Raw genomic sequence first — 26125 nt, 5'->3', positions numbered from 1 at the left:
TGCGGATGCGAGGGCGCCGGGTGGAGCGGAACGACGTCGGCGGGCCGGGCCCGCGACGGCTGCGCGGCTGGGGCGGGGTGAGCGCGATGGCCGCCGCCTGCGCGGTGACGGCCGTCGCCGTCCTGCTGCCGCTCGCCCAGGCAGCGCCGGAGACGGCACAGGCCGGTCCTGCCGCGCCCGCGGTGGCGCCGGCCGCCCCGGCGGTGCAGGAGACCTGCCAGGACCCGGAGGCCAGCCTGCGCCCGCCGGGCGTGGACGGACCGGCCATCGCCCGGATCAAGGCGGCGGGCAAGCTCGTCGCGGGCGTCGACCAGAACAGCTTCCGCTGGGGTTACCGCAACCCGGTCGACGGCAAGCTCGACGGCTTCGACATCGCCCTGGTCAAGGCCATAGCCAAGGACATCCTGGGCGACGAGAACGCGGTGATATACCGGGCGATCCCGACCAGCCAGCGCGTACCGGCGCTGGTGGAGGGCCGGGTCGACATCGTCGTACGGACCATGACGATCAACTGCGACCGGCTCAAGGACGTCGCCTTCTCCACGGCGTACTTCGAGGCGGGCCAGCAGGTCCTGGCCCCGAAGGGCTCGCCCATCACCGGCTACGACGACTCCCTCAAGGGCCGCAGGATCTGCACGGCGGCCGGTTCCATCGCCGAAAGCAAGCTCAAGGAGAACGGCTACGGCTCGGTGTCCGTCACCGTCCCGAACCAGCTGGACTGCCTGGTCAGGCTCCAGCTGGGCGAGGTCGACGGCATCGTCACGGACAACGCGCTCGCCGCCGGACAGGCCGCGCAGGACCCGACGGTGCGGCTCGTCGGCTCGCCGTTCACCCGCGAGTTCTACGGCGTGGCCATGAACAAGGACGCGACCGACCTGGTGCGCCGGATCAACAAGGTGCTGGAGAACTACCGGGCGGGCGGGGACGCCGGCCAGTGGGCCAAGGCCTACCGCACGCACCTGGAAGCCGTCCTGCCCGGCATCCCCGGCCCCCCCGCGCCCAAGTACCGGGACGGCTGAGCGCCGTGGCGGGAACAGGAGGGGCCGTGCCGGCGGTGATGGACCGGGACGAGGTCGACCGCGCGCTGGCCCGGCTCGACGCGGAGCACGAGGCCGTGGAGTCCTCGCTGCTCGCGCTCCAGGACCACGCCGGGCGACGGCTCCTGGAGGGCGCCGCGCTGACCGGCACCACCCGCGAGCGGTGGGCCGTCACCGACGCCGCCATCACCCGACTGTGGACGTACTTCGACGCCTACAGCGGGGCGCTCGCCGCCGCCCGGGAACTGCGCGAGCGGCGCCGCTGGCCCACCCGCGAGGACCTGGCCGAGTTGACCGAACGGCTGCGCGGCGCCGGGGTGGTGATCGCGGGCGGCGCGGTGGAGGGTGCCCAGCTGGCCGAGCGGTTCTCGCTGGCCGAGCTGGTCGCGCGGATGAACGAGCTGTACGCGGCCTCGCTGGACATGGTGGTCGCCGCCGACGCGGTGTGGTCGGCGCTGCCCGCCCGGATAGACCTGCTCGCCGCCGAACTGCACCGCACGCGCGCGCTGGCCCACTCCGTCGGCGTCCGCCCCGGCGAGCACCCCTCGGGCGACGACCTGGAGGAGATCACCGCCGAACTGGCCGATCTGCGCGCCCGGGTCATCGAGGACCCGCTGGCCTTCTGGACCCCCGCGCCCGGCAGTTCCGCGCCGGGCGGCGGGCGGCCGGACACCGCGCGGTACGACCGGGCGGCGCGCGCGCTGGAGGACGTACGCCGCGAGGTGGAGGCGGTCCTGGCCGTGCGGCAGGACGCCGAGCAGCGGCTGATCAGCCTGCGCGACGTGCTGTCGCGGGCCGACCGGACCCTGGCGGAGGCGCGGACCGCGCGCGTCGAGGTGCTGGCCAAGATCGCCGCCTCCGAGGTGCCCGCAGTGAGCGGGCCGCCGACCGTGCTCCAGGAGCAGCTGGCGGCGGCCGCCGACTACCGGCGGCGCTCCCAGTGGCACCGGCTGTCGCCGCTGCTGGAGTCCCTGGAGGAGCGGGCCGAGGACGAACTGCGCCGGGCCCGCGCCTCCTTGACCGCGGTGACCGCGCCCCTGGCGGTGCGGGCCGAACTGCGGGGCCGGCTCGACGCCTACCGGGCGAAGATGGTCCGGCACGGGACGGCGGCGGACCCCTTGCTCGTCGAGCGGTACGACACGGCCCGGCGGATGCTCTGGAGCGCGCCCTGCGATCTGCGCGCCGCCGAACAGGCCGTCCTGCGCTACCAGCAGGCGGCCGCCGAGTCACTGGTACCGCAGCAGGACCGGCCCCTCGGGCCGGGGAAGGAGAACGCGTGAGCCTGACCGGGACTCCGTGCGGCCGGCCCGGCTGCCCGGGCGCGTACGAGGACATGGGCGGCGGGGAGCTGTACTGCGACACCTGCGGCCTGGCGCCGCTGCCGGGCGCGCCCGCCGCGGCGTCGGCGGGCGCCGCCGAGCTGGTGTCGCCGCCCACCGGGATGACCAGCGCGGCCCGGGGCGCCGGGGCGCGCGGCTCCCAGGGGTCGCAGGCCTCGGCCCGGGGTTCCGGTTCGGCCCGCTCCGCCCGGTCCTCGCGCTCGTCGTCCTCGCGGCGTTCGGTCTCGGGACGGCTCTCGCGCGCCCTGTCGGGGACCGCGGCGTCCGGCCGTTCGGTGTCGGTGCGCAGTTCGGGTTCCTCGTCCGGGCCCTCGGGCCGCGGGCGGCTGGGGGCCGGGCTGGTGAGCGTGCCGGAGGTTCCGCGTCCGGATCCTTCGGCCTCGGTGCTGGCCAATCCCGAGGTGCCGGAGCGCAAGCGGTTCTGCTCGAAGTCGGACTGCGGGGCCCAGGTCGGGCGGGCGCGCGGCGACCGCCCGGGCCGTACCGAGGGCTTCTGCACCAAGTGCGGGCACCCGTACTCCTTCGTGCCGAAGCTCGCCTCGGGCGACGTGGTGCACGGGCAGTACGAGGTGGCGGGCTGCCTTGCGCACGGCGGCCTCGGCTGGGTGTACCTCGCCGTCGACCGGGCGGTCTCGGACCGCTGGGTGGTCCTCAAGGGCCTGCTGGACACCGGGGACCAGGACGCGATGGCCGCGGCCATCTCGGAGCGGCGCTTCCTCGCGGAGATCGAGCACTCCAACATCGTGCGGATCTACAACTTCGTGGAGCACCTGGACCAGCGGACCGGCTCGCTGGACGGGTACATCGTGATGGAGTACGTCGGCGGCAAATCGCTCAAGGAGATCGCCAACGAGCGCCGCCAGGCGGACGGCCGGCGCGATCCGCTGCCGGTGGAGCAGGCCTGCGCCTACGGCATCGAGGCGCTGGAGGCCCTCGGCCACCTGCACAGCCGCAACCTCCTCTACTGCGACTTCAAGGTCGACAACGCCATCCAGCAGGCCGACCAGCTCAAGCTGATCGACATGGGCGCGGTCCGGCGGATGGACGACGACGAATCGGCCATCTACGGCACGACCGGCTACCAGGCGCCCGAAGTCGCCGAGCTGGGACCCTCGGTGGCCTCCGACCTCTACACCGTCGCGCGCACGCTGGCCGTGCTGACCTTCGACTTCCAGGGCTACACCACCGTCTTCGTGGACAGCCTGCCGGACCCCGACCACATCGAGGTCTTCCGCCGCTACGAGTCCTTCTACCGGCTGCTGGTGCGGGCCACCGACCCCGACCCGGGACGACGGTTCGCCTCGGCGCAGGAGATGGCCGACCAGCTGACGGGCGTGCTGCGGGAGGTGGTGGCGCTCCAGACGGGGCGCCCGCGCCCGCAGCTGTCCACACTGTTCGGGCCCGAGCTGCGGGTCCCCGACACCGGGCTGTTCGCCGAGGAGGCGGGGGGCGCGATGCCCCGGCTGGGCGCGCGCGAACTGACGGCGTGGCGCGGGGTGCTGCCGGGCCGCCGCCGCGCGGTGCCCGCGGTGACCGGCGCCTCCGCTCCTGCGGGCGGCCGCGCCGGCGCGGTGTCCGAGCCGGCGCCCGTGCCCATGGCGGGTGCGGTGCCCCTCGTGGGCGCGGCGGCGGTGCCCCCGCTGGCGACGACCGCCACGCGCGTGACGGGTGCCCCGGGAGCCCCCGGGGCGGCCGCGCGGCCGGCTCCGGCCGAGGTGTCCCTGCCCGCGCCGCGGGCGGCGCCGGCCGCGGCGGCGCCCGTCGCGGCGTACCCGGCCGCGCTCCCCGGATCGGCCGTGCTGGCCGCCCTGGACGCGCGGGCGGCCTCGCTGGCCCTGCCCGTGCCGCTGGTGGACCCGGCCGACCCCAACGCCGGTTTCCTGACCGCGCTGCTGACCTCCGCGCCCGCCGACCTGCTGGGCGCGCTGGCGTCGGCGCCCGCCGACTCCGCCGAGCTGCGGCTGCGCGCACTGCGGGCCCACCTGGAACTGGGCGAACTCGGGGTGGCGGGCCGGACCCTGACGGAGCTGGAGGCGCGCCACCCCGACGACTGGCGCGTGGTCTGGGCGCGCGGCATCGCCTCGCTGGCCGCCGGGGACGACGAGGTCGCGGCGCTGTCCTTCGACGCGATCTACGACGCCTTCCCGGGCGAGCCCGCGCCGAAGCTGGCGCTGGGCCTGTGCGCGGAGATCCTGGGCCAGCTGGACAATGCCGCCGAGTACTACAGCCTGGTGTGGGCCACCGATCCGGGGTTCGTGAGCGCCGCCTTCGGGCTGGCCCGGGTCCAGCTGGCCGCCGGGGACCGCACGGCGGCGGTGCGGACGCTGGAATCCGTACCGGAGTCGTCCATCCACTACACGGCCGCGCGGGTGGCGGCCGTACGGGCACGCTTGCGCGACCGCTCCCCCGAGGAGCCGCTCCTGGACGACCTGCTGGCCGCCTCGGGGCAGGTGGAGGCGCTGCGGCGGTTCGGCCTGGACGCCGTCCGGTACGAGGTGCTGACGGCCGAGGTTCTGGGCTCGGCGCTCGACTGGGTACTGTCGGGTAGCCGGGGCGCGGACCCCGGCCGGACCTCGCTGCTCGGCAGCCAACTGGACGAGCGGGGGCTGCGCTTCGGCCTGGAACGCTCGTACCGGGTCCTGGCCCGCCTGGCGCAGCGGGGCGAGGAGAGGATCGAACTGGTGGAACGGGCAAACCGTTTCCGTCCACGGACGTGGGTGTGAGTGATGTCGATGCATCGGCCGTCGGGCTGCCCCAGCTGTGCGGAACCCCTGGAAGAGGGTGACCGTTTCTGCGGAGTCTGCGGATATTCCCTCTCCGCGGACCCCCCGCCCCCGGACGACCACCCGACGGTCGCCCTGACCCCGGACGCGGCGGCGCCCCGGCCCGCCTTCCCGCCCGCCGCCGGCGCGCCCGAGCCCTCGGGCCCCGCCGGCTGGTCCGACGCGTCCCACACCCCGGGTCCGGCACCCGCCCCGCCCGGCTACTGCGCGCCCGAGGCGACCCCCGCACCCGGCGGCTACGGCGCCCCCGCGCCGTCGGCCGCACCCGCGCCCGCCGGGTACGGCGCCGCCCCGGCGCCCGGCGCCGCTCCCGCACCGGCACCCGCCCCCGGCCACGTGCCCACGCTCGTCGACGAGCCCGGCGGCTGGGGCCCCGCCGCCCCGCAGGGGGCCACCACCGGCCACCCGGGCTCGGGCAGCGGCGACGGCGGCGGCAGCGGCGACCCGGCGGGGACCGACCCCGTCGGCGAGCCGACCGGCGGCAAGACCTGTGTCGCCTGCCGCGCCGGCCGGGTCGACACCGACGGCTACTGCGAGCACTGCGGCCACGCCCAGCCCCGCGAGCGGGACCACCTCGAAGAGGAACTCGGCAGCGTCGCCGCCGTCAGCGACCGCGGCCTGCGCCACCACCGCAACGAGGACTCCTTCGCCGTCGCGGCCACCGCGCTGCCCGACGGCTCGGCCGCCACCGTCGCCATCGTCTGCGACGGCGTCTCCTCGGCCAGCCGCCCCGACGAGGCCTCCGCCGCCGCGGCCGTCGCCGCCAACGAGGCCCTGCTGGAGGCGCTGCCCCGCGGCGCGCTGCCCCAGCAGGCCATGCACGAGGCGATCCTGGCCGCCGCCACTGCCGTCAACGCCCTGGCCCCGGAGGTTCCCGGCGCGCAGAACGCCCCCGCCTGCACCCTCGTCGGCGCGGTCACCGCGGGCGGCCTGCTGATCATCGGCTGGGTCGGCGACAGCCGCGCGTACTGGGTGCCCGACGACCGCTCCGCCCCGCCCGCCCGCCTCACCGAGGACGACTCCTGGGCCGCCCAGATGGTCGCGGCGGGCCTGATGAACGAGGCCGAGGCGTACGCCGACGTCCGCGCCCACGCCATCACCGGCTGGCTCGGCGCCGACGCGTACGAACTGGAGCCGCACACCGTCGCCTTCAAGCCCGACCGGCCGGGCGTGGTGGTCGTCTGCACCGACGGGCTGTGGAACTACGCCGAATCCGCCCAGGAAATGGCCCGGTTGCTGCCCGCCGACGCCGCCACCCGGCCGCTGCACAGCGCCCAGGTCCTCGTCGGCCACGCCCTGGACGGCGGTGGCCACGACAACGTGACCGTGGCCGTCGTCCCCTTCGCCGTGTCCGAGGCGGCCGCGGCACCCGCCGCCTGACCGCACCGTCCCCGCCCGCCCCGCACACCGAGGAGACCGTCCTGATGGCGAACTTCGCCAAGCCGAGCGCCCCGCGCTTCACCGTGGAGGTGTACCAGAACGAGTTCCTCCCGGTGGGCGGGCAGGACGTGCACGCCATCGTGACGGTGACGTCCACCGGCGGCGCCGCCGCGACCCGCGCCGCGACCTCCGGCAGCGGTGCGGCCGTCGTGATCATGGTCGACTGCTCGGGGTCCATGGCGTATCCGCCCGCCAAGATGACCGGCGCCCAGGAGGCCACGGCCGCCGCGATCGACACCCTGCGCGACGGGACCTCCTTCGCCGTGATCGCCGGGACGCACGTGGCCCGGGAGGTCTACCCCGGTCAGGGCCGCCTCGCGGTCGCGGACCCGGTCACCCGCGCCCAGGCCAAGGGCGCCCTCGGCGCCCTGACCCCCGGCGGCGGCACGGCCATCGGCACCTGGCTGCGGCTGGCCGACGGCCTGCTGCGCCAGTCCCCCGCCACCATCCGGCACGGCATCCTGCTGACCGACGGCCGCAACGAGCACGAGGACCCGGAGGTGCTCCGCGCCACCCTCGACGCCTGCGCCGGCCGGTTCACCTGCGATGCCCGCGGGGTCGGCACCGACTGGGAGGTCAAGGAGGTGACCGGCATCGCGAGCGCGCTGCTCGGCACCGCCGACATCGTGGCCGACCCGGCCCGGCTGGCCGAGGACTTCACGCTCATGATGGAGAACGTCATGGGCAAGGAAGTCGCGGACGTCGCGCTGCGCCTGTGGAACCCGGTCGGCGCGGAGATCCAGTACGTCAAGCAGGTCGCGCCCGCCGTGCAGGACCTCACCGACCGCCGCACCGAAGCCGGTCCGCGTGCCGGTGACTACCCGACCGGGTCCTGGGGCGACGAGTCCCGCGAGTACCACGTCTGCGTCCGGGTACCGGGCGCGGACGTGGGCCGGGAGATGCTCGCCTCGCGGATCTCCCTGGTCCTGCCGGGCCGCGGCGGCGAGGACGCCACGGTGCTCACCGAGACCCCGGGGCTGGTCCGCGCGGTGTGGACGGCCGACCTGGCCGCGTCCACCAAGATCAACGCTCAGGTCGCCCACTACACCGGCCAGGCCGAGTTGGCCGAGGTCATCCAGCAGGGCCTGGAAGCACGCAAACTGGGAGATCTCGACGGCGCCACCGCCAAACTGGGCCGCGCCGTGCAGCTGGCCAGTGCGTCCGGGAACGAGGACACTGCGAAACTGCTGGCAAAGGTGGTGGATGTCGTGGATGTCGCGGCGGGTACTGTGCGGCTGAAGGCGAAAGTCGCCGACGCCGACGAGATGACCCTCGAAACGCGGTCGACGCAGACCGTCCGCGTGAAGCGGAACTGAAGCGGCACCGAAGCGGTACGACAGCGCCGCGACAGCGGCACCCGAGCGCCACAGAAGCGACACTGACGTCCCGACGCAGGGGAGAAGGGGGAACGGCCGACATGCCGACCTGCCCGAACGGGCACCAATCGGTCTCCGACGACTGGTGCGAAGTATGCGGTCACCGCATGGCCCCCGCGGCCGCGCCCCCGGGTGCCCACGAGCCCCCGCCGCCGCCCTCCTACGACTACGGCTTCCCGATGGCCGGGGGCGAGCCCACCGCGCAGGCGGAGCTGTGCCCGCAGTGCCGGACCCCGCGCGAGGCGATGGCCCCGTACTGCGAGGAGTGCCGCTTCAACTTCCTGACCCGGACGGCGACCTCGTACACGCCGATCGCCCCGGATCCGGACCGCATTCCGGGTCCGCCCGTGAGCACGGGCGCCCCGCACGCGCCGATGCCGACCGCCGAGGCCTCGTACGCGCAGGACCCCTACGACCACCACGTCTCGCGGCCCTCGCAGGTCAACCGGCCCGCCGAGTCCTTGCAGCGCGAGGACGACTGGCTGCTGCCGCCGCCGGTGCAGGAGCAGGAGCCCCGGGGTTACTACGAAGCGCTGCCGTCCGTGCCGCAGCCGGGATACGAGCAGCCCGCGCCGGAGCAGCCCTCGATCCCGCCCCAGGGCGGTGCCTGGACCGCGACGATCGGCCCCGACCGCTCGTACTTCATGGCGATGATGCAGCGCAGCGGCCCCGAGGCGGCGGGTCTCAACCTGCCCGCCTACGCCCCGGAGCAGCACCTTCCGCTGTCCGGCGGCCAGATCACCATCGGCCGCCGCCGCGCCTCCACGGGCGAGTCCCCGGACGTCGACCTGTCGGTCCCGCCGGAGGACCCGGGCGTCTCGCACGCGCACGCGGTCCTGGTCCAGCAGCCCGACGGCAGCTGGGCGGTGGTGGACCAGAACTCCACCAACGGCACCTACATCAACGGGGGCGAGGAACCGATCCAGCCCTACGTGCCGGTCCCGCTGCGCGACGGCGACCGCGTCCACGTCGGCGCCTGGACCACGGTCACCGTCCGCCGCGGCTGAGCGTCAGGCGGCGGCATCCCCCAGGGGCCAGACGTACGGCCCCTGGGGATCGTCCAGCCAGGACCACTGGCCCTCGTCGGTGACCGTCACGCCGAAGCGTTCGCGCGCCGGCCGGTCCTCGCGCCGCCACAGGTCCAGGGCCTCCCGCGGGTGCAGGGCGCCCGCCGTGAGGATCAGCATGAACTGGAAGCGCTCGTTCTCCAGCAGGTCGTACGGCAGGCCGCCCGCCACCCACGCGGGCGCGGCCGCGGCTCCGCGCAGCGGGACGAAGTACGCCGGGGTGTGCAGGAAGTGCCCCTCCGCGAAGGCCGCGTCCCGCACGCGCAGCGCGATCAGCCCCGTCGACAGCGGCGCCAGGATCCGCGCGCCCGGGCGGCACTGGGGCAGCCAGGCGGCCGGGATCTGCGGCAGGGTGCAGGTGACGATGATCCGGTCGAAGGGACCCCGCGCCGGGCAGCCGCGCGCACCGTCCCCGGTGACCACCACCGGGTGGTAGCCGAGCCGGGCCAGGTGGGCCCGCGCCGATTCGGTGATCTCCTCGTCCAGGTCCACCGTGGTGACAAGGTCCTCCCCGAGCCGGTGGCAGAGCAGGGCGGCGTTGTAACCGGTGCCCGCGCCGATCTCCAGCACGTTGTCCCCGTCCCGGACCTCCAGCGCGTCCAGCATCCGCGCCATCAGGGACGGCTGGCTGCTGGAGGAGACCAGCTCGCCGTCGCGCAGCCGGGTCGCGAGCGGGGCGTCCGTGTAGACCCCGCGCAGCCAGCGGGCCCGGCGCTCGGGATCGGGGTCCTCGGCCCACAGCCGCTCGTGGCCCGCGCCGCGGCCGGTCCAGAAGTAGGGGACGAAGACGTGCCGGGGCACGGCGTCGAAGGCCGCCCGCCAGGCCGGATCGGGCAGCGCCCCGGCGGCGACCAGCTCGCGGACCTGGGCCGCGTGCGCCGTCCCCCGCAGGTCCCGCGCCGCTCCGGCCTCCGTACCTCCCATGCTTCCACTGTGCTGCCCGCGCCTCCGGGCCGCCCGTCGGACACGAGGGGCCTGCGCCGGGCGGCCGATGGTCCTAGGACCCCGGTCCTCCGTCCGGGCGTCTGAGACGATGGTCGGGTGAACGAGATTCCGCGGGGCACCCTTCAGGAGCAGACCTTCTACGAGCAGGTCGGCGGCGAGGAGACCTTCCGCCGCCTGGTCCGGCGCTTCTACCAGGGGGTCGCCGAGGACCCGCTGCTGCGTCCCATGTACCCGGAGGCCGACCTGGGCCCCGCCGAGGAGCGCTTCGCGCTGTTCCTGATGCAGTACTGGGGCGGGCCGACCACCTACAGCGACCAGCGCGGCCACCCCCGCCTGCGGATGCGGCACGCCCCGTTCCAGGTGGACAGGGCGGCCCACGACGCGTGGCTGCGGCACATGCGGGACGCGCTCGACGAGCTGGGCCTGGCGCCGGAGCACGAGGCCCAGCTGTGGCGGTACGTGACGTACGCCGCCGCCTCGATGATCAACACCGAGGGCTGAGCGGAGGTACGGCGCGGGCGGGGCGTACCGGCGTCAGACCGGGCGGACCCGGAGGGCGCCCAGGCCGCCGCCCGGGCGGCGGGTGACCACGGAGCCGTACGGGGTGCGCAGTCGCAGCCAGCTGCCGGATGCCAGCAGCGCCACCGGCTCCGGGGCGTCGGGCGCGGCGCTCTGCGCGGGCACGGTGGACCGTACCGGCCGCAGGAAGCCCAGGGACTGGGCGGCGTGCACGGCGCGCAGCGGGAGGGCGGTCTCGCCCACGGTCCGGGACCAGATCTCGCGGCCGATCCGGTCGCGCTCGGAGCGGGTGCGGTGCTGCGGGGGCAGTGCCTCGTCGCGGCTGCGGAACTCGGCGACGGCCAGCGCCACCTGCGCGCGCATCGCGTCGGCGCCGGGCAGCCCGGGCACCTGCTGCCAGCCGCCGCGGGGCGGCAGTACGCCGGCCCAGGGGGGTCCGGTCACGGCCGCGGGCACGACCGCGCTGCCCTCGGCCTCGTCGATCGCCTCCAGGAGTTCACCGGCGGAGACGGTCCGGTCCAGCGGCAGGGCCGGGGGCTGCGCGAGCCGGGCCGTACGGATCGCCAGCACGTCGAAGGACGGCGGACGGCCGAACACCGCCAGCGCGCCGCCGCCCACCTGGAGGCGGACCGCGGCGGCGCGGTCGTAGTGCACGAGCCGGCCCAGGAAGGCGGCGAGGTCCGCCGCCTCCCCGGAATCGGCGAGGCGCAGCCGTTCGCTCATGCGGCGACGGCCCCTTCCGGGCCCGTGGGCTCGTCGAGGTACTTCTGCAGGAACTGCTTCTCCTCGGCCGTGATGCGGCGGGGCCGCCCCTCGGCGAGGTTGTAGGGCACGACGACCGTCGAGGCCCGTACGTAGACCTTCTCGGGCCGGCCGTCCTCCGCCACGTCCTTGACCTCGTAGCCGATGGTCAGGGACGCGGCGCCTATCCGGGTCACCCAGGATTCGATGAGGACCGGCTCGTGCCGGTGCACGAGGGGCAGCTTGTAGTCGATCTCGTGGCGGGCCACGACGGAACCGCCCGTGAAGGACTCGCTGCCCTCGCCCGGCGCGAGCCGGAACATGAAGTCGATCCGGGCTTCCTCCAGGTAGCGGAGGAAGACCACGTTGTTCACGTGCCCGAAGGAGTCCATGTCCGACCAGCGCAAGGGGCACCGGTAGAGGTGTCTGGCCATGCTTGTTCCAGCCTCAGTCTCAGCCTCGGGTGAGCTTCTTGTACGTGGCGCGGTGCGGGCGGGCCGCATCGGCGCCGAGACGCTCGATCTTGTTCTTCTCGTACGACTCGAAGTTGCCCTCGAACCAGTACCACTTCGACTCGCCCTCGTAGGCGAGGATGTGCGTCGCGACCCGGTCCAGGAACCAGCGGTCGTGGGAGATGACCACGGCCGCGCCCGGGAACTCCAGGAGCGCGTTCTCGAGCGAGGAGAGGGTCTCGACGTCGAGGTCGTTGGTGGGCTCGTCGAGGAGCAGCAGGTTGCCGCCCTCCTTGAGCGTCAGCGCCAGGTTGAGGCGGTTGCGCTCACCACCGGACAGCACGCCGGCCGGCTTCTGCTGGTCCGGACCCTTGAAGCCGAAGGCGCTGACGTAGGCGCGGGACGGCATCTCGACCTGGCCGACGTTGATGTAGTCCAGCTCGTCCGACACGACGGCCCAGAGGGTCTTCTTGGGGTCGATGTTGGCGCGGCTCTGGTCGACGTAGCTGATCTTGACGGTGTCGCCGACCTTGATGGCGCCGGAGTCCGGCGTCTCCAGGCCCTGGATCATCTTGAACAGCGTGGTCTTGCCGGCACCGTTCGGGCCGATGATGCCGACGATGCCGTTGCGCGGCAGCGTGAAGGACAGGTCGTCGATGAGGACCTTGTCACCGAACGCCTTGGAGAGGTTGTTGACCTCGACCACGATCGAGCCCAGACGCGGGCCCGGCGGGATCTGGATCTCCTCGAAGTCCAGCTTCCGCATCTTGTCCGCCTCGGCGGCCATCTCCTCGTAGCGGGCGAGGCGTGCCTTGGACTTGGTCTGGCGGCCCTTGGCGTTGGAGCGGACCCACTCCAGCTCTTCCTTGAGGCGCTTCTGGCGCTTCTCGTCCTTGCGGCCCTCGACCTTGAGGCGGGTGGCCTTCTTCTCCAGGTACGTGGAGTAGTTGCCCTCGTAGGCGATGGCACGGCCGCGGTCCAGTTCGAGGATCCACTCGGCGACGTTGTTGAGGAAGTACCGGTCGTGGGTCACGGCGATGACGCAGCCCTTGTACTGCGAAAGGTGCTGCTCCAGCCAGTTCACCGACTCGGCGTCGAGGTGGTTGGTGGGCTCGTCGAGGAGGAGCAGGTCCGGGGCCTCGATCAGCAGCTTGCAGAGCGCGACGCGGCGCTTCTCGCCACCGGAGAGGTTGGTGACGGGCCAGTCGCCGGGCGGGCAGCCCAGGGCGTCCATGGCCTGCTCCAGCTGGGCGTCGAGGTCCCAGGCGTTGGCGTGGTCCAGGTCTTCCTGGAGCTTGCCCATCTCGTCCATGAGCGCGTCGGTGTAGTCGGTCGCCATCAGCTCGGCGACCTCGTTGAAGCGCTTGAGCTTGCCCATGATCTCGGCGGCGCCGTCCTGCACGTTCTCCAGGACCGTCTTGGACTCGTCGAGCTTCGGCTCCTGCATGAGGATGCCGACGCTGAAGCCGGGAGACAGGTACGCCTCACCGTTGGACGGCTGCTCCAGGCCCGCCATGATCTTCAGGACGGTGGACTTACCGGCGCCGTTCGGACCGACCACACCGATCTTCGCGCCGGGCAGGAAGTTCAGGGTGACGTCATCAAGAATCACCTTGTCGCCGTGCGCCTTGCGCGTCTTGCGCATGGTGTAGATGAACTCAGCCAAGAGAAACCGTCCGGCAGATCGATGGGTGGGCAGATACACCCCATCTTGCCTGACGTCCACCCTCGGGGGGAAACGCATAGGCAGCGGCAGGGGCTCGGGGGCGGGGCGCCGCACGGCATGACGAGGCACGGCGGTGCGGAAGCGGCGCCGTGGGGGTGGGGCTCCGCGGAGCCAGGGGCCGGTGGGGGGCTCGGTCCTGGCTCCGGGGGGTCAGCGGGGGCGGTAGACCGTGAGGGCGTCGGGCAGCTCGTCCAGGACGCAGGACCTGGGGGCCAGCGCGTACTCCCCGTCGTAGGCGAGCGGGGTGCCCTCCGGGATCTCGGAGAGGCGCAGGCTGCGCAGCTTGGTCGCCGTGTGGACGGGCGAGCGCGTCAGCGGCCCGGCGAGGGCCGCGGCGAGCAGGCGCGGGCCGGGGCGCCCGCCGCCGAACACGAGCCGTACGTCGAGCAGCCCTTCGCCGAGGCTCATCCGGTGCCGCGGGGTCGCGCCGCTGCCCTGGTAGGTGCCGTTGCCCGCGAAGAGCAGCCAGACGGCCCGCTGCCGCCCGGCCAGCCGCATCCGTACCGGCCGCTCCGCGCGCAGCACCTTCCAGGACGCCAGCAGCGCGGCGGGGCCGCCGCCGATGCGGGGCCCCCAGCGCAGCCGGTGGCCGAGCAGCTCGGGGTAGGCGCCGATGCTGAAGTTGTTCAAGAAGTACCCGAACTCCTCCCGTTCCGCCGTGGCCTGCGCGACCGGCACGGCGGGGCCGGCCGAATCGGCCGGGGGAACGGGGACGGCGCTCGCGTCGAGGGCCGGTTCGGCCCGCGCGGGGCCGGGGGTGAAGCGGCCCACGCCCACCTTGACGGCGTGGCCCGCGGCCACCGCCCGGCAGGTGTCCTCGGGGCCGACGAGCCCGAGGTCGAGCGCGAAGTGGTTCAGGGTCCCGCCCGGGAACACCGCGAGCGGCACCCCGGCCTTGAGCGCGGCGGTGGCGGCGGCGTTCACCGTGCCGTCGCCCCCGCACACCCCGAGGACCTTGCTGCGGGCGGCCGCCGCGGCCAGCTCGGCGGGCACGTCGGGCCCCTCGCACTCGACCACCTCGGCCTGGGGCAAGGACTTGAGCAGCCGCTCGATCCCCGCTTCGGCGGCGGTCCCGGACCCCTTGTTGACGATCACGGTGAGCCCCTCGCCGTCGGGCAGCGCGGGAGCGTCGGCGGCCGGGCGCTCGTTGCCCGGGGTGACCCGGTGCCGCTCGATGCTCCGGGCCACGAACCGGACGGTGCACGCCGCGGCCACGCCGAAGCCCGCTCCCGCCAGGACGTCGGTGGGGTAGTGGACGCCCGTGTACACCCGGGAGAACGCCACCGAGGCCGCCACCGGCGCCACGACCGCGCCCCAGCCCGGGGATTCCAGCGCCAGTCCGGTGGCGAAGGCGAAGGCGGAGGCCGAATGGCCGGAGGGGAAGGAGGTGGTCCGGGGCTGCCGGGCGAGCCGCCGCGCGGTGGGCACGCCCTCCAGCAGCGGCCGGGCCCTGCGGACGGACCACTTGCCGACGGTGTTGATGGTGGCGGAGGCGAGCGCCAGCGAGGCCATCCCGCGCACGGCCCCGCGCCGGGCCCTGACCGAGCCGAACACGGCGAGCGCCGAGGCCGCACCGGCCCAGAGCACCCCGTGGTTGGCGGCGCGGCCGAGTCGCGGCAGCACCTTTTGCGCACCGGGCCACTGCCTGTGGGCGACCGCGTCGAACAGCGCACGGTCGCCCCGGGCGACCGCACCTTGCCAGGTCAGTTCCTGATCAACCATTTCACGCCCTTACCCGCCGCCCCCATTTCGAACCAGCCTCCCCCAGACCCGGCCTCGTCGCGCGCGGGCAGGGCTGCGCGGGGGGCGCGTAGCGGCGCCTTACGCGTCCTGGTCCGCCCGGGCGGCGGGGCCCGCGGCGGGGGTGTCCTCCTCCAGGGGGCGCTTGCGCAGGAGGAGGACGACCACGCCGCCCAGGACCACCAGGCCCACCGCCAGGCCGGCGATGACCGGGGTGGCCCCGGAGCTGCCGCTGGCCGCCAGGCGCTCCTCGTCACCGCGTTCCGCGGTCCCCGTCGTGCTCCGGGTCTGGCCGGTCGGCGGCCCCACCGAGGTCCCGGCCGACCCCTGGGCCCCCTGGCCCCCGGTGGACACCGGGACCACCCGGGTCGGCCACTCCGTGGTGGCCACGGCCGAGGCCGCCGAGGCGCTGGACCCGGCCACGATCAGCGCCCGGGTCTGCTCACCGCCGGTGAAGACCCGGCCCACGGGCACCTTCATCGCGCCCTGCACCGTCACCGACGCCTCCCCGTCGGGCGTGCCCGCCGGGACCTCGAAGTACAGCTTGCTGCCGTTCCCCGCGGTGGTGAGGGGCTGCCCGTCGGCGTCCACCACCCGCACCCCCATCGCCAGGGCCGCCGCGTCCGGGGTGACCGTCACGCTCTGCGCCCCGGTCCGGACGGTCACGGGCCCGATCCTGCCGCCCACCGGCCCGGACACCTCGCCGGGGTCCAGCCCCAGCGAGGCCGGCGGCTCCGGCAACTGGGCCGCCGCGCGCTGGAGGTAGTCGGCCAGCTTCTCCGCCTCCGGGTCGGCCGCCTCCACCTGCGCCGACTCGGCCAGCCGCCAGATCGCCACCTGGGTCCCGGCCGCCGCGCTCTCGGCGGTGAGCGATGCGGCCCCGGCGGCCCTGGCCAGCCCCGCCAGGTCGTTCAACTGCGGGTAGGAGTGCTCCAGTACCCAGCGGATCCGGCCCGCGTCCCCGTGGTCGCCGAGCGGACTGCGGCTCCACGCCGTCTCGGTGTAGTGCGCCTCTGGCTGGGCGAAACCGGTCAGGCCGACCCCGTACGTCTGGAGCATGCCGCCCCCGTCCACCCGCATCTCGTACAGCCCGGCCGGGATCTGCTGCACCGCCCCGTCCTGGGTGCGCAGGACCGCCTGGCCGTACGTCTTCAGCCCGTCCAGCACGGCGCTCGCGCCCTCCGGTGGCCGGGTGGCCGAACCGTCCGCCCCGGCGGCGGCCGCGGCGGTGCCCGGCGCGGTGGCGATGGCCGCCGCCAGCAGGGCCGTGGCGAGCGGCCGTCTCGCGGCGGCCCGCACCCCGCCCCCGGACGCGCCGGGCGCGGCGGACGCCGCGGACGTAGCCGCAGCAGACGTAGACGTGGACGTAGACGCAGGAGATGCGGGAACGGCGATCGACACAGTCTTCCCCTCCGGGCCAGAGACCCAGGTGCCCGTGAGTTCCGGGGAATCCTATCGGCCCCGAACACTCAGCCCACCGTCGCCTTCTGAGGTTCCGTCAGTGGAGTCTCCGCGCGGACGATGCGGCGGAACGCCGAGGTCCCGCGATTGAGGTCGTGGCCGATGGCCACCGCGTCGATCTCCGCCGAAAAATAGCGTTTGCCGTCGCCCTCCTCGTCCCGCACCCGCAACCGCCCGTGCACCACCAGCGGTTCGCCCGACGCGACCGACCCCGCGAGGTTGGCGGCGAGCGCACGCCGTGCCCACACGGTGTAGAAGCTGGTCGCGCCGTCCTTCCAGCCCTCCCGCTGCCGGTCCCAGTACCGCGGGGTCACGGCGAACCGGAATCTGACCACCGCCCCGCTCGGCGATTCCCGGTAGTCCATGCCCGTCGCCACGTTCCCCACCAGCGTCACCAGGGTGTCGTTCATCCCGGCCGCCCCCTCCCCCGCATCCGTCCAGCCTCTCGGACACCCGGCCATCCGCCCCGATCGGCACGTCCGCACCTCGCGTCCGCCCACCCATGCTGACCCGGCCGGCCCGCACCCCGCTCCGGGCTGTGGACTACTGACGGGTTGTGGACAACCGCGCCACCGTCGCGTACTGCTCGCGCACCTCCCGGTAGCGCAGCAGCTCCGCCGCCACCGGCTCCAGCACCCGCGCCCGCCCGCACCCGGCGGCGGCCTGCCGCAGCCGCTGCTCCGCGTCCTGCCCGTACCGCCGGGCCGGTCCGCGGGCCGCGATCGAGCAGGCCCACTCCACCAGCGGGCCGCCCACGATGCCCGCCACCATCAGCAGCACCGGCGGCAGCAGCCGCGGCTCCAGCACCCCGGCGATCTGGCCCACCAGCCACAGCCCGCCGAAGATCTGGAGCAGCGTCATGGCCGCCTGGGTGAGCACCGCGGCCGGCCACCACGCGGGCCGCGGCGGCTTCCCGGCGGGCACGCCCAGCGTCGCCGTCAGCTCGTCCAGCGCCTCCGGCAGCCGCTCGCCGCCCCGCACCGCGGTCTCCCGCACCGCCTGCGCCCAGGGGTCCGGCAGCCCGTTCACCGCCTCGTCGGAGACGGTCCGTACGGCCTGCTCCACCCGCTGCCGGGCGGTCACCTCCTCGCCGACCGGCGCCTCCACGATCCCGGATCCGGGGTGACGTCCTCCAATGGCGGCAAGGGCGGCGAGCCCGGCCAGCGTGCGCGGGGCGCGCTTGCCCTCGTACCAGCGCCACAGCCGCAGCCACGGCGTCCCGCAGGCCTTTCCGGCATTGCGCCGCCAGGCCCGTTCGGCGGCGAGCCCGGCGGCGTACGCGCCGACCGCCTCGGCCAGCCGGTCCTCGAACTCGGCCCGGGCGGCCTCGCCGATCTCCGGCCCCGAGTGCCCGTCGGCCACGTACAGCGGGCGCAGCCGCACCGCCGCCTGGTCGACGTCGGCGGCGATCCGCCGGGTGGCGGCGCCGCGCTCCTGGGTGAACTGGCCGAGCAGTTCGCGCAGTTCCCCCAGCCCCTCGCCGGTGAGGGCGGAGAGCCCGAGCACGGTCGCGCCGGGTTCGCCGTGCTCGCCGAGCGCGATGCCGTCCTCGTCGAGGAGCCGGCGCAGGTCGTCGAGGACCAGGTCGGCGGCCTCGCCGGGCAGCCGGTCCACCTGGTTGAGCACGACGAAGGTGACCTCGGCGTGCCCGGCCAGCGGTCGCAGGTACCGCTCGTGCAGCACCGCGTCGGCGTACTTCTCGGGGTCGACGACCCACACCACGGCGTCCACCAGCGCCAGTACCCGGTCCACGTGGTCGCGGTGCGCGCCGACCGCCGAGTCGAGGTCGGGCAGGTCCACCAGGACCATTCCGCGCAGCGCCTCCGCCTCGGAGGTCTCGCGCGGGCGCCGCCGCAGCCGGCCGGGGATCTCCAGCCGGTCCAGCAGGCCCGCCGCCCCGTCGGACCAGCTGCACGCGATGGGCGCGGCGGTGGTCGGGCGGCGCAGGCCCGTCTCCGAAATCTGTACCCCTGCGAGTGAATTGAAGAGCGTGGACTTGCCGCTTCCGGTGGCTCCGGCGATCGCGACGACCGTGTGCTGCGCCGACAGGCCGCGCCGCGCGGCGTACTCGTCGAGCACCCGGCCCGCCTCGGCCAGCGTCTTGCCGTCGAGCCGGGTCCGGGACAGCCCGACCAGCTGGCGCAGGGCTTCGAGCCGGGTCCGCAGGGCCTGTCCCTCGGGGCTGAGCGGCGGCGCGGCGGGCGACTTGCCGCCGTCGTTCCCGGCTCCGGAGACGGCGCGGACGAGCGCCTCGTCGGCGCCCCCGTCGGTGTCCGGGTCGTCGTCCGTACCCGCCCGGCGCGACCGCGCGATGAACCCGTCGTCCCAGCGCGGCCGCCCGTCCGCGCCCTGCTCGGACTCCCCCTCGGGCCCGCGCCCGCTGTCGGGGTCCCCGCCGCGGTCGCGGTCGCGCGGGTGCTCCCCCTCCCGCTCGCGGTCGCGGTCACGGTCGTCGGTTCGGTCGGTCAGGGCGGTCACCGCGTCACCTCTCCTTCTGCAGTAGGGACAGCGCGGCGATCAGTTCTGCCTGGGGCTCCGGGGTCACGTCGAGCGCTTCGAGGGGGGCCAGGCGGCGGTCGCGTTCGGCCCGCAGCACCTGGTCGAGGTGGGTCGCGACGAGTTCCGCGCCGCGGTCGCGCAGCCGCAGGGCGACCTGTACGCCGACCCGCTCGGCCAGCTTCTCGCCCGCCGCGCGGGCCCGCTTGCCGCCGAGCAGCACCGCGACGAGGAGGGCGGCCACGCCGTCCGGATCGGGCCCGGGCTGCTTCTCCAGCCGGGCCACCTCCTCCTCGGCCAGCTCCTCCAGGACGCGCCGCCAGCGCCGTACGGCCATCCCGATGCGTTCGCCCGCCTCCCGGTCGGGCGCGGGCAGCGGGACGGCGGCGGCGGCCGGTTCGCGGCGCCAGGCCTGCGCGATCCGCTCGTCGGCGGCGGCCACGGCGCATTGCAGCAGGGCGGCGAGCGACTCGGCGAGGGAGTCGAGGAGTTCGTCGGGGGTGGTGTCGAGGGGGTAGCCGCGCCAGCGGGTGAGGGCGTCCCCGGCGAGTACGGCGCCGTGGTCGAGCCGGTTGCGGACCCGCTTGCCCTCCCGCTTGTACGCGTCCTCGACGGCGAAGGTCAGCCGTACGGCGGCGGCGTGCTGGGCGGCGACGGCGGAGGCCAGTTCGGGCATCCGCCGCGAGAGCGAGTCCAGCACCCCGAGCGCGGTCCGGCCGACGGCCTGCTGCCGTGCGGCGGGGTCCTGCGCGTGGTGGCTGAGCCAGGCGAACAGCGGTGCCACCGCGCTGGCGGGCAGCAGCCCGCCCTCCCCGGCCGATTCGGGCAGCTCCGGGACGGTGAAGCGCGGTACGTCGCCCAGCCCGGCCCGGGTGAGCAGCGCGGCGTACTGCCGCGAGACCTCGCCGAGCACCTGGTGCGGCACCCGGTCCAGGACGGTGACCAGGGTCGCCTTGTACTCCTTGGCGGTGCGCAGCAGGTGCCAGGGGACGGCGTCGGCGTAGCGCGAGGCGGTGGTCACCATGACCCACACGTCGGCGGCGCAGATCAGCTGGGCGGCCAGGGTGCGGTTGTCGACGACGAGGGAGTCGATGTCGGGGGCGTCGAGGACGGCGAGGCCGCGCGGCAGGGTGCTGACGGTCTCGATGCGCAGTTCGCGCGGCTGCCCGCCCCCCGGAGCGGCCGGCCGCCGGCCGAGGCCCTTGCGGCCGACCGGAACGGCTTCCTCCTCGCCCTGCGGAAGCCAGACGCGCATCAGGTCGGGCAGCACCCGCATCCCGGCGAACCAGTGGTGGTCGTCCGGATGGCAGACGAGGACGGGCGTGCGGGTCGTGGGCCGGAGCACTCCGGCCTCACTGACCTGACGGCCCACGAGGGAGTTGACGAGGGTGGACTTCCCGGCTCCGGTGGACCCGCCGACGACGGCGAGCAACGGGGCTTCGGGGGCTTTGAGCCGGGGCACGAGATAGTCGTCGAGCTGTGCGAGCAGCTCCGATCTGGTCTGCCGGGCGCGCGGGGCACCGGGCAGAGGCAGCGGCAGACGCACGGAGGCTACCCGGTCGCGCACGGCGGAGAGGGCATCGAGCAGCTGGGGCCGAACATCCAAGGTCACCACATGTGAAGAATGCCCAATTTGTGACCTTTTTTGAAGCTTATACGCCCCCTGCGCGGCGAACGCGACTCCAGTGGTGCATTCCGGGCACTCCGGACAGCCCACCGGCGGGGCCCCGCCGAGACATCACAGACAGACGGGACGAGTGGGGCACAGGCATAACGAGTGCACAACACCCGGGGCGCCGCGGCGCAAAAGCGATGCGCGAATCGCACCTGCCTGCGATTATCGGGACCGCTTCACCGAACCTCCACATCGTGGCACGCGGGGGAAGCAACCGGGACAAGGCGGCCGGAGCCCTATCCTTGACCCGGCACGGACCGCAGCCCCACCCCCACACCGGGGCTCCAGGCCCCACACGGCCACCTTCCGGCCCCCGTAGCTCAGTGGATAGAGCAGGTGCCTTCTAAGCACTTGGCCGCAGGTTCGAGTCCTGCCGGGGGCACCACTTCTCCACCACCCGAAGCCCTCCCCCCGGGGAGGGCTTTCGTGCAGGTCAAAGGCACGTTAGCGTGTGCGTCGTTGCGGTGACGTCAGCCCGGTCAGAGACCCTGGTGCCGGCGGCGGCAGTCCGACTGAAGCCGGCTTCGGACGGCTCTTGGCGGCTGTTCTTCCCGAAAACTTGCCGAAGTTCTGGCCCGACCAGTCCGGCGGCGAGACTACGGCGGGCAGCTCCTGCGGGCCCTCGATGCGCTTTTGAAGATCGGCCAGCTGGCCAGTCACACATCGAGCGTAAGTAGCGAGCAGGACAGGGACGCTGTTGCCCGCCCAAGCGGCCACCTGGGCCGGCGGAACTCCATTGTTCAGCCAGGTCGTCAGGCAGGTGTGCCGGAGGTCGTACACGCGCTTGCCGACGGGCGAGGCGTACTCGTGTTTGTCGAGCACGGTCTGCCGCGCCCTGCTCCAGACGCGCCGGAAGACGGAGCCGGCGAGCAGCCCACCCTTCTCCCCGGGGAACAGGAGGTCCCCGGGCTTGAGATCGTCACGCGCCACGAGCTCGCGCGGGATCGCGGCGAGCGCCGGATGGGCGGGCACCGGACGGATATCGCCAACTGCCCGGCCCTTCAGCTGACGGCTCTCGTGTACCTGGCCGTCGTCCGTCCACTGACTGCCGACCTCGGGCCCCGCCCTGTGAGCAAGCAGTTCACCCCAGCCCATCTCCGGCAGCGTCGCATCGGCGACGCGCAGGGCGACGGCCCCCTCCGGGCGTAGGCCCGCGTAGTAGAGGGTGGACTGCCCAGCGATGAACGACGTTCAACGGCACGGGGGCGCCGGACAGGGCGCGCCCGGCGATGGTCCACTGAGGTCGAACACGCCGAACACAGAAGCAGTTGTGCAAAAACTTCGACATCAACTAAAGTCAAGACCGCACTGGAATGCTTCGATGCGTAGTCCGACCCTAGGAGTCGTCCGCATGAGTGTGCCTCCGTCGCAGTGGGCGACCAACGTGTTCGGCGATCAGGCCGCAGCTGTACGCCTCGGCGTCGGACAGGGCCTTCGCAACATGCAGGCCAACGCACAGGCCGCACAGGAACAAGGCGCAGCCCGCACCACTCGCGCCTACGGCACCAGCCGGTACGAGAACCAGTACGAGCGGCTCCAGGACGAGCTCAAGGATCTGCCGGGCGCCCGTGCGGTCCAGCCCTTCGGGTTCCCCTACGAGCTGATGCTCATCGGCAACGGACTGCTCTACCCGTTCCGGTACGCCAAGACCAAGTCCGACGTACGCAGCGCGCACATCCCCAACGAGACGCGACTGGTGAAGGAACTCTTCACCTTCGCGCCGACGCCGAAGCACACCCAAGACCCGTTCGACCTCGACTTCGGGGCGGCCGTCACCGTCGCTGAACCGCGTGGCGCCCTGGCCACGATCCCGCCGGACACCCAGCTGATCCTGGTGCCCTTCGCCTGCAACGCCTCCGAACTGCTAGAGGCGTACTGGGGCATCGCCGCTCTCGGGGTCAACCGGCAGCTGGAGTGGACCACCGACCCCGAGGCGCTCCACCTGCCACAGGCGGTCACCTCGTACACGTCGCGGCCGATCATCATCCCGGGCCAGATCACGGCGCACACCAGCTTCGCCGACGGAACCGAACCCACCCTTACGCTGTCCTCTCGTACCGCCTCGGATCGGGCCCTGCACCTGCCCGCTCAGACCGAGGCAGAACCCGTCGAGGACCAGACCAGCGAAGACGATGCGACTCACTAAGCAAGACCTGATTCCCGGTACGGAAGAACGAGGCGCCACGCCGCGTGCCATCTCCGACGGCTTCGATCCCACCCGGCTGACTCAAGCCCGCCGGTTGGCGGAGATGACGAAGAAGGACGTGGCGACGCAGCTCGGAGTGACGCCTGCCGCGGTGGGTCAGTACGAGACGGGGGTCTCCAAGCCACGGCCTGACCTGATTCCCCGTCTCGCGGAGATCCTCGGGGTTCCGGTGACGTTCTTCCTGCTGGGAAGGCCGGCCAACCGGCTCGACGCCTCCATGGCGCACTTCCGAAGCCTGCGCAGCACACCGAAGTCCCAGCGAGAGCGGGCTCTTGCCTTCGCCGAGCAGGTCTGGGAGCTCACCTACGCGCTGGAACAGCGGATCCAGTTGCCCCTCGTGGATCTGCCCGGCTTCGCCGGCGGGGAGGTCCACCCCGGCGAGGAGCTGTCCACCGATCCCGCGTCCGCCGCCCGCGAACTCCGCAAACGCTGGGGTCTCGGCGACGGCCCTGTCACGCACCTGGTGAGGCGGATGGAGTCGCACGGCATCGTGGTGGTGATGCCGCCTGCCAGTGACCCTTCCGCTGCGAGCGTGGACGCGTTCTCTACCCGGGCCGCGCGGCCGCTCGTCGTTCTGACCGCCAACCGGGCGGACGACATCTACCGCCACCGGTTCACCGCCGCCCACGAATTGGGCCACCTCGTCCTTCACGGCGACGCCACCGGTGACAGCCGCCAGGAGAAGGAGGCCGATGCCTTCGCGGCCGAGTTCCTGACGCCCCACTCCAGCATCCTGCCCCTGTTGCCCAGGCGGATGGATATCGCTCGGCTGGCTGAGCTGCGAGGTGTCTGGGGGGTCTCCCTCCAGTCGCTCGTCTACCGATGCCGTGAGCTGGGACTGATTTCCGACGCCACCGCCAGCAGGACGTACCAGCGCCTGCGCGCGCTAGATGGCCAGCCCGGCTTCACGCCGGAATCGGTCTCGAACTTCTCCGGTGAGCAGCCCTCGCTGCTCGGTCAGGCCTTCGACCTGGCGTCGAAGGAAACGAATCTCTCGGTGTCCGAGCTGGCGCATGAACTGGCCTGGACGAACAAGCGGGTTCGAGATCTGCTCGGCGTCCAGGAGCAACGGCCCGTGCTCCACCTCGTTCAGTAGCGCGAAGCCTCAGAGCATCGGCACGGTGTTCCGCAACTGCGCCGCGCTTCAAAGACGGTCGGCCTCAGTTCGGATTGCTGGGGCCAGGAGTTCGAGCGCCTCCAGCCAGGGGAAGCGGTCGGCGCCTCCGCCGGACTTGGGAGGGTGGGGCTGGTAGCTGCTGACCAGGACGCCCATCTCGCGGAGCTCGGCCAGGCTTCTCTGGTACGCCCGGTGGGCAGCGAGGGCGCTGTTCACGTACGGAAGGACCACGGTCGGGACTCCCATGCCGGTGGCCTCACACAGGATCCCGAGGGCGAGGTTGTCCGCGAAACCGGCCGCCCACTTGTTGACCGTGTTGAAGGTGGCCGGTGCGACGGCGATGGCGTCGGCTGGCGGGAAGGCCCGCGCCTCGCCGGGTGAGCGCCACGCCGAGCGGATCGGGTACCCGGTCTGGGCCTCGACAGCCGCGGCGTCCACGAAGCCGAGCCCCTGAGGTGTGGCGACCACACCCACGTCCCAGCCCCGCTCCTGCGCGGCACTGATCAGTCTGCCGACATCGTCAGCCACCCCGGCCGCGCACACGACGACGTACAGGAAGGGCTTGCGCTGCGGGTCGGTCACGCGGGTACTCCCAGTCGGCGGCTGAAGTGGTGGAGCTCTGGCAGCGTACGACGGCGGTCCCGGGCGGCCATGTCGGCGACGAGTTCGCGGACGGCGGGACGGCGCACGTCCTGGGCGGCGCAGGTCTCGGCGATCCGCAGGGCCTGATAGCCGTCGGCGAGACGACCCTGCTGGGCGTAGGCCCGGGCGGTCTCGATCCAGAGGGCGGCTCGGCGCTCGGGTACCGGGATGTGGCGGCGCATGAGCGGGCGGGCCGCGTCGAGGGCGATGCCTGCGTCACCGAAGGACACGGCGGCGCTGATCTGGTGCAGCGTGACGTTGGTCGGGCTGAAGTTGGCCCACACGTCCGGCTGGTCCAGAGCGACGTATTGCGCGACCTCTTTCGCTTCGGCGACGAACTCGCTGGTCGCGGCTCGGTCGCCGGCGCGGCTCGCGGCTGTGACTCCGCGAAGCAGGAGCAGGCCGAGGACGGCGAGATGGTGCGGAGAGCGGCGGTCGTACGACCCGGTGAGCTGGGAAGCGGTGTGCTGGATCAGCGTGACCGCCTGGCGAGCGTGCTGCTCACGCACCAGGACGTGTGCCTGGAGCCGAACACTGGCGGCGAGGACGAGCGGGTCCCCGAAGCGCTCCGCCTCGGCCATCGCCCGGCCGACGGCGAGCCACGCCGTACCCGCGTCTCCCCGCTTGAGGAAGAGGCTGGCCGAGGTCTGGTAGGCAGTGGCCAGGAAGCGGGACACCTCCTCCGGCTGCCGAGAGCTGCGGGCCGCTTGGCGCAGATCCGTGATCAGGCCGGGAAGCGTTCGCTCGAGCTCCGCGTAGTCGCATGTGGTCAGCAGCCGCCGCACGTTCATGGCTCGCTGCCGAAGCTGTTCCGCGGAGGGCGACTCGGCCGTCGAAGCCGGCAGTGCGCCGGGAAGCAGAGCCTGGACCAGGGCCGGATGCGCCGCCGCCATAGGTGCGGGGGTAGCGAGCATGGTGACACTGGCGGCAAGCAGGGTACGGCGGCGCAGCATGTCCTCGGTCTCCGGATCGTCGGGCTCGGCTTCCAGGGCGGTCTCCGCCAGCCCGAGGTGGGCCGGCGGGATCCGCAGGACGCGGGCGACTTCACGGAGGACTCGGATGTCCTCGGTTCCGCGCCCGCCCTCCAGGCGGCTGATCTTCGACTGGTGGTATCCGAGATCGGCGGCCACGTCCGCTTGTGAGCGGCCCCGTAAGACGCGCGCTTGGCGGAGCAGCTCACCGATTCGGTGTGCCTCGCCCTGTGTGTCGGCCATCTGCGCCACGGCCCCTTCTGCCGAGACCGATCCTGCCTGCTCAACCGAGCCTAACGGCAGGGAACTTGCCCGCCATGCACAACGTGCATAAGCGATGCAGCGCCCGCACAGGACATCGCGGTGCCCGTCTCCGAACCGGTTGCCTGGT

21 protein-coding genes and 1 tRNA gene are annotated in these 26125 nt (G+C 73.6%); 10 read left to right on the top strand and 12 right to left on the bottom strand.

All coding sequences use genetic code 11. The features are described 5' to 3' along the window. Positions 1-5 precede the first annotated feature (5 nt). From ABZY31_RS04765 to ABZY31_RS04740, 6 genes are all read left to right on the top strand, one after another. Positions 6-1019, top strand: a complete 1014-nt coding sequence (locus tag ABZY31_RS04765; protein ID WP_356404797.1) for a glutamate ABC transporter substrate-binding protein — start codon at positions 6-8, stop codon at positions 1017-1019. Between the two features lie 38 nt (positions 1020-1057). After that, a complete protein-coding gene (locus ABZY31_RS04760; protein WP_356404876.1) occupies positions 1058-2317 on the top strand; it encodes a hypothetical protein in 1260 nt (419 codons plus the stop codon). Positions 2318-2370: 53 nt separating this feature from the next. Continuing rightward, complete coding sequence (locus ABZY31_RS04755) at positions 2371-5100, top strand: tetratricopeptide repeat protein (RefSeq protein WP_356404874.1); 2730 nt, start codon at positions 2371-2373, stop codon at positions 5098-5100. 3 nt (positions 5101-5103) lie between these two features. After that, positions 5104-6540, top strand: a complete 1437-nt coding sequence (locus tag ABZY31_RS04750) for a protein phosphatase 2C domain-containing protein (protein ID WP_356404796.1) — start codon at positions 5104-5106, stop codon at positions 6538-6540. A gap of 44 nt (positions 6541-6584) precedes the next feature. Further along, positions 6585-7916, top strand: a complete 1332-nt coding sequence (locus ABZY31_RS04745) for a VWA domain-containing protein (RefSeq protein ID WP_356404794.1) — start codon at positions 6585-6587, stop codon at positions 7914-7916. A 101-nt stretch (positions 7917-8017) separates the two neighbouring features. Then, on the top strand, positions 8018-8983 hold the full coding sequence (locus tag ABZY31_RS04740; RefSeq protein WP_356404792.1) for an FHA domain-containing protein: 966 nt from the start codon (positions 8018-8020) through the stop codon (positions 8981-8983). A 3-nt stretch (positions 8984-8986) separates the two neighbouring features. Here the strand turns inward: ABZY31_RS04740 and ABZY31_RS04735 are convergent, their stop codons facing one another. Continuing rightward, complete coding sequence (locus ABZY31_RS04735; protein ID WP_356404790.1) at positions 8987-9967, bottom strand: methyltransferase domain-containing protein; 981 nt, start codon at positions 9965-9967, stop codon at positions 8987-8989. Between the two features lie 117 nt (positions 9968-10084). Between ABZY31_RS04735 and ABZY31_RS04730 the strand changes: the two genes are divergently transcribed. After that, the gene (locus ABZY31_RS04730; protein WP_356404789.1) at positions 10085-10489 is read left to right on the top strand and encodes a globin; all 405 of its coding nucleotides are present in this window, start codon (positions 10085-10087) and stop codon (positions 10487-10489) included. A gap of 33 nt (positions 10490-10522) precedes the next feature. Here the strand turns inward: ABZY31_RS04730 and ABZY31_RS04725 are convergent, their stop codons facing one another. From ABZY31_RS04725 to ABZY31_RS04690, 8 genes are all read right to left on the bottom strand, one after another. Next, positions 10523-11230, bottom strand: a complete 708-nt coding sequence (locus ABZY31_RS04725; protein WP_356404787.1) for a hypothetical protein — start codon at positions 11228-11230, stop codon at positions 10523-10525. Continuing rightward, complete coding sequence (locus ABZY31_RS04720; protein ID WP_356404785.1) at positions 11227-11682, bottom strand: thioesterase family protein; 456 nt, start codon at positions 11680-11682, stop codon at positions 11227-11229. The genes ABZY31_RS04725 and ABZY31_RS04720 overlap by 4 nt, the downstream gene beginning before the upstream one ends. Positions 11683-11701: 19 nt before the next feature. Beyond that, complete coding sequence (gene ettA / locus ABZY31_RS04715) at positions 11702-13366, bottom strand: energy-dependent translational throttle protein EttA (protein WP_356404783.1); 1665 nt, start codon at positions 13364-13366, stop codon at positions 11702-11704. Positions 13367-13576: 210 nt separating this feature from the next. Continuing rightward, positions 13577-15148, bottom strand: coding sequence for a phosphatase PAP2 family protein (locus ABZY31_RS04710; RefSeq protein ID WP_356404781.1), 1572 nt, complete (start codon positions 15146-15148; stop codon positions 13577-13579). A gap of 99 nt (positions 15149-15247) precedes the next feature. Next, entirely contained in the window at positions 15248-16465 is a 1218-nt protein-coding gene (locus tag ABZY31_RS04705) for a TQXA domain-containing protein (protein ID WP_356404779.1), read from the bottom strand. Positions 16466-16635: 170 nt separating this feature from the next. Further along, entirely contained in the window at positions 16636-17037 is a 402-nt protein-coding gene (locus tag ABZY31_RS04700; protein WP_356404777.1) for a single-stranded DNA-binding protein, read from the bottom strand. Between the two features lie 133 nt (positions 17038-17170). Beyond that, positions 17171-19105 (bottom strand): YfjP family GTPase, encoded by a 1935-nt coding sequence (locus ABZY31_RS04695; RefSeq protein ID WP_356404775.1) that lies wholly within the window; start codon positions 19103-19105, stop codon positions 17171-17173. A gap of 4 nt (positions 19106-19109) precedes the next feature. Further along, complete coding sequence (locus ABZY31_RS04690) at positions 19110-20729, bottom strand: dynamin family protein (RefSeq protein WP_356404872.1); 1620 nt, start codon at positions 20727-20729, stop codon at positions 19110-19112. Positions 20730-21107: 378 nt separating this feature from the next. Between ABZY31_RS04690 and ABZY31_RS04685 the strand changes: the two genes are divergently transcribed. Continuing rightward, positions 21108-21183, top strand: a tRNA-Arg gene (locus tag ABZY31_RS04685). 59 nt (positions 21184-21242) lie between these two features. Here the strand turns inward: ABZY31_RS04685 and ABZY31_RS04680 are convergent. Beyond that, the gene (locus tag ABZY31_RS04680) at positions 21243-21893 is read right to left on the bottom strand and encodes a hypothetical protein (RefSeq protein WP_356404773.1); all 651 of its coding nucleotides are present in this window, start codon (positions 21891-21893) and stop codon (positions 21243-21245) included. Between the two features lie 256 nt (positions 21894-22149). Between ABZY31_RS04680 and ABZY31_RS04675 the strand changes: the two genes are divergently transcribed. Both ABZY31_RS04675 and ABZY31_RS04670 read left to right on the top strand, forming a co-directional pair. Next, positions 22150-22944 carry a hypothetical protein gene (locus ABZY31_RS04675; RefSeq protein WP_356404772.1) on the top strand — a complete coding sequence of 265 codons (795 nt, stop codon included), beginning with the start codon at positions 22150-22152 and terminating at the stop codon, positions 22942-22944. Beyond that, complete coding sequence (locus tag ABZY31_RS04670; RefSeq protein WP_356404770.1) at positions 22931-24100, top strand: XRE family transcriptional regulator; 1170 nt, start codon at positions 22931-22933, stop codon at positions 24098-24100. Before ABZY31_RS04675 ends, ABZY31_RS04670 begins: the two co-directional genes overlap by 14 nt. A gap of 48 nt (positions 24101-24148) precedes the next feature. Here ABZY31_RS04670 and ABZY31_RS04665 read toward each other — a convergent pair whose 3' ends face one another. Both ABZY31_RS04665 and ABZY31_RS04660 read right to left on the bottom strand, forming a co-directional pair. After that, positions 24149-24703, bottom strand: coding sequence for a flavoprotein (locus tag ABZY31_RS04665; protein ID WP_356404768.1), 555 nt, complete (start codon positions 24701-24703; stop codon positions 24149-24151). Then, entirely contained in the window at positions 24700-25977 is a 1278-nt protein-coding gene (locus tag ABZY31_RS04660; RefSeq protein WP_356404766.1) for a helix-turn-helix transcriptional regulator, read from the bottom strand. The genes ABZY31_RS04665 and ABZY31_RS04660 overlap by 4 nt, the downstream gene beginning before the upstream one ends. Positions 25978-26125: the final 148 nt, after the last annotated feature.

This window comes from Streptomyces sp. NPDC006529, assembly GCF_040611795.1.
Lineage (GTDB): Bacteria > Actinomycetota > Actinomycetes > Streptomycetales > Streptomycetaceae > Streptomyces.
The sequence above is the reverse complement of the archived record's forward strand: the minus strand, read 5'-3'. Positions and strand labels throughout refer to the sequence as shown.

Bases quoted from the DNA above. Each gene is read 5' to 3' on its own strand.
- ABZY31_RS04765 (WP_356404797.1), top strand. From the start codon at position 6: ATGCGAGGGCGCCGGGTGGAGCGGAACGACGTCGGCGGGCCGGGCCCG.
- ABZY31_RS04760 (WP_356404876.1), top strand. From the start codon at position 1,058: ATGGACCGGGACGAGGTCGACCGCGCGCTGGCCCGGCTCGACGCGGAG.
- ABZY31_RS04755 (WP_356404874.1), top strand. From the start codon at position 2,371: ATGGGCGGCGGGGAGCTGTACTGCGACACCTGCGGCCTGGCGCCGCTG.
- ABZY31_RS04750 (WP_356404796.1), top strand. From the start codon at position 5,104: ATGTCGATGCATCGGCCGTCGGGCTGCCCCAGCTGTGCGGAACCCCTG.
- ABZY31_RS04745 (WP_356404794.1), top strand. From the start codon at position 6,585: ATGGCGAACTTCGCCAAGCCGAGCGCCCCGCGCTTCACCGTGGAGGTG.
- ABZY31_RS04740 (WP_356404792.1), top strand. From the start codon at position 8,018: ATGCCGACCTGCCCGAACGGGCACCAATCGGTCTCCGACGACTGGTGC.
- ABZY31_RS04735 (WP_356404790.1), bottom strand. From the start codon at position 9,967: ATGGGAGGTACGGAGGCCGGAGCGGCGCGGGACCTGCGGGGGACGGCG.
- ABZY31_RS04725 (WP_356404787.1), bottom strand. From the start codon at position 11,230: ATGAGCGAACGGCTGCGCCTCGCCGATTCCGGGGAGGCGGCGGACCTC.
- ABZY31_RS04720 (WP_356404785.1), bottom strand. From the start codon at position 11,682: ATGGCCAGACACCTCTACCGGTGCCCCTTGCGCTGGTCGGACATGGAC.
- ABZY31_RS04710 (WP_356404781.1), bottom strand. From the start codon at position 15,148: ATGGTTGATCAGGAACTGACCTGGCAAGGTGCGGTCGCCCGGGGCGAC.
- ABZY31_RS04700 (WP_356404777.1), bottom strand. From the start codon at position 17,037: ATGAACGACACCCTGGTGACGCTGGTGGGGAACGTGGCGACGGGCATG.
- ABZY31_RS04680 (WP_356404773.1), bottom strand. From the start codon at position 21,893: ATGGGCTGGGGTGAACTGCTTGCTCACAGGGCGGGGCCCGAGGTCGGC.
- ABZY31_RS04675 (WP_356404772.1), top strand. From the start codon at position 22,150: ATGAGTGTGCCTCCGTCGCAGTGGGCGACCAACGTGTTCGGCGATCAG.
- ABZY31_RS04670 (WP_356404770.1), top strand. From the start codon at position 22,931: ATGCGACTCACTAAGCAAGACCTGATTCCCGGTACGGAAGAACGAGGC.
- ABZY31_RS04660 (WP_356404766.1), bottom strand. From the start codon at position 25,977: ATGGCCGACACACAGGGCGAGGCACACCGAATCGGTGAGCTGCTCCGC.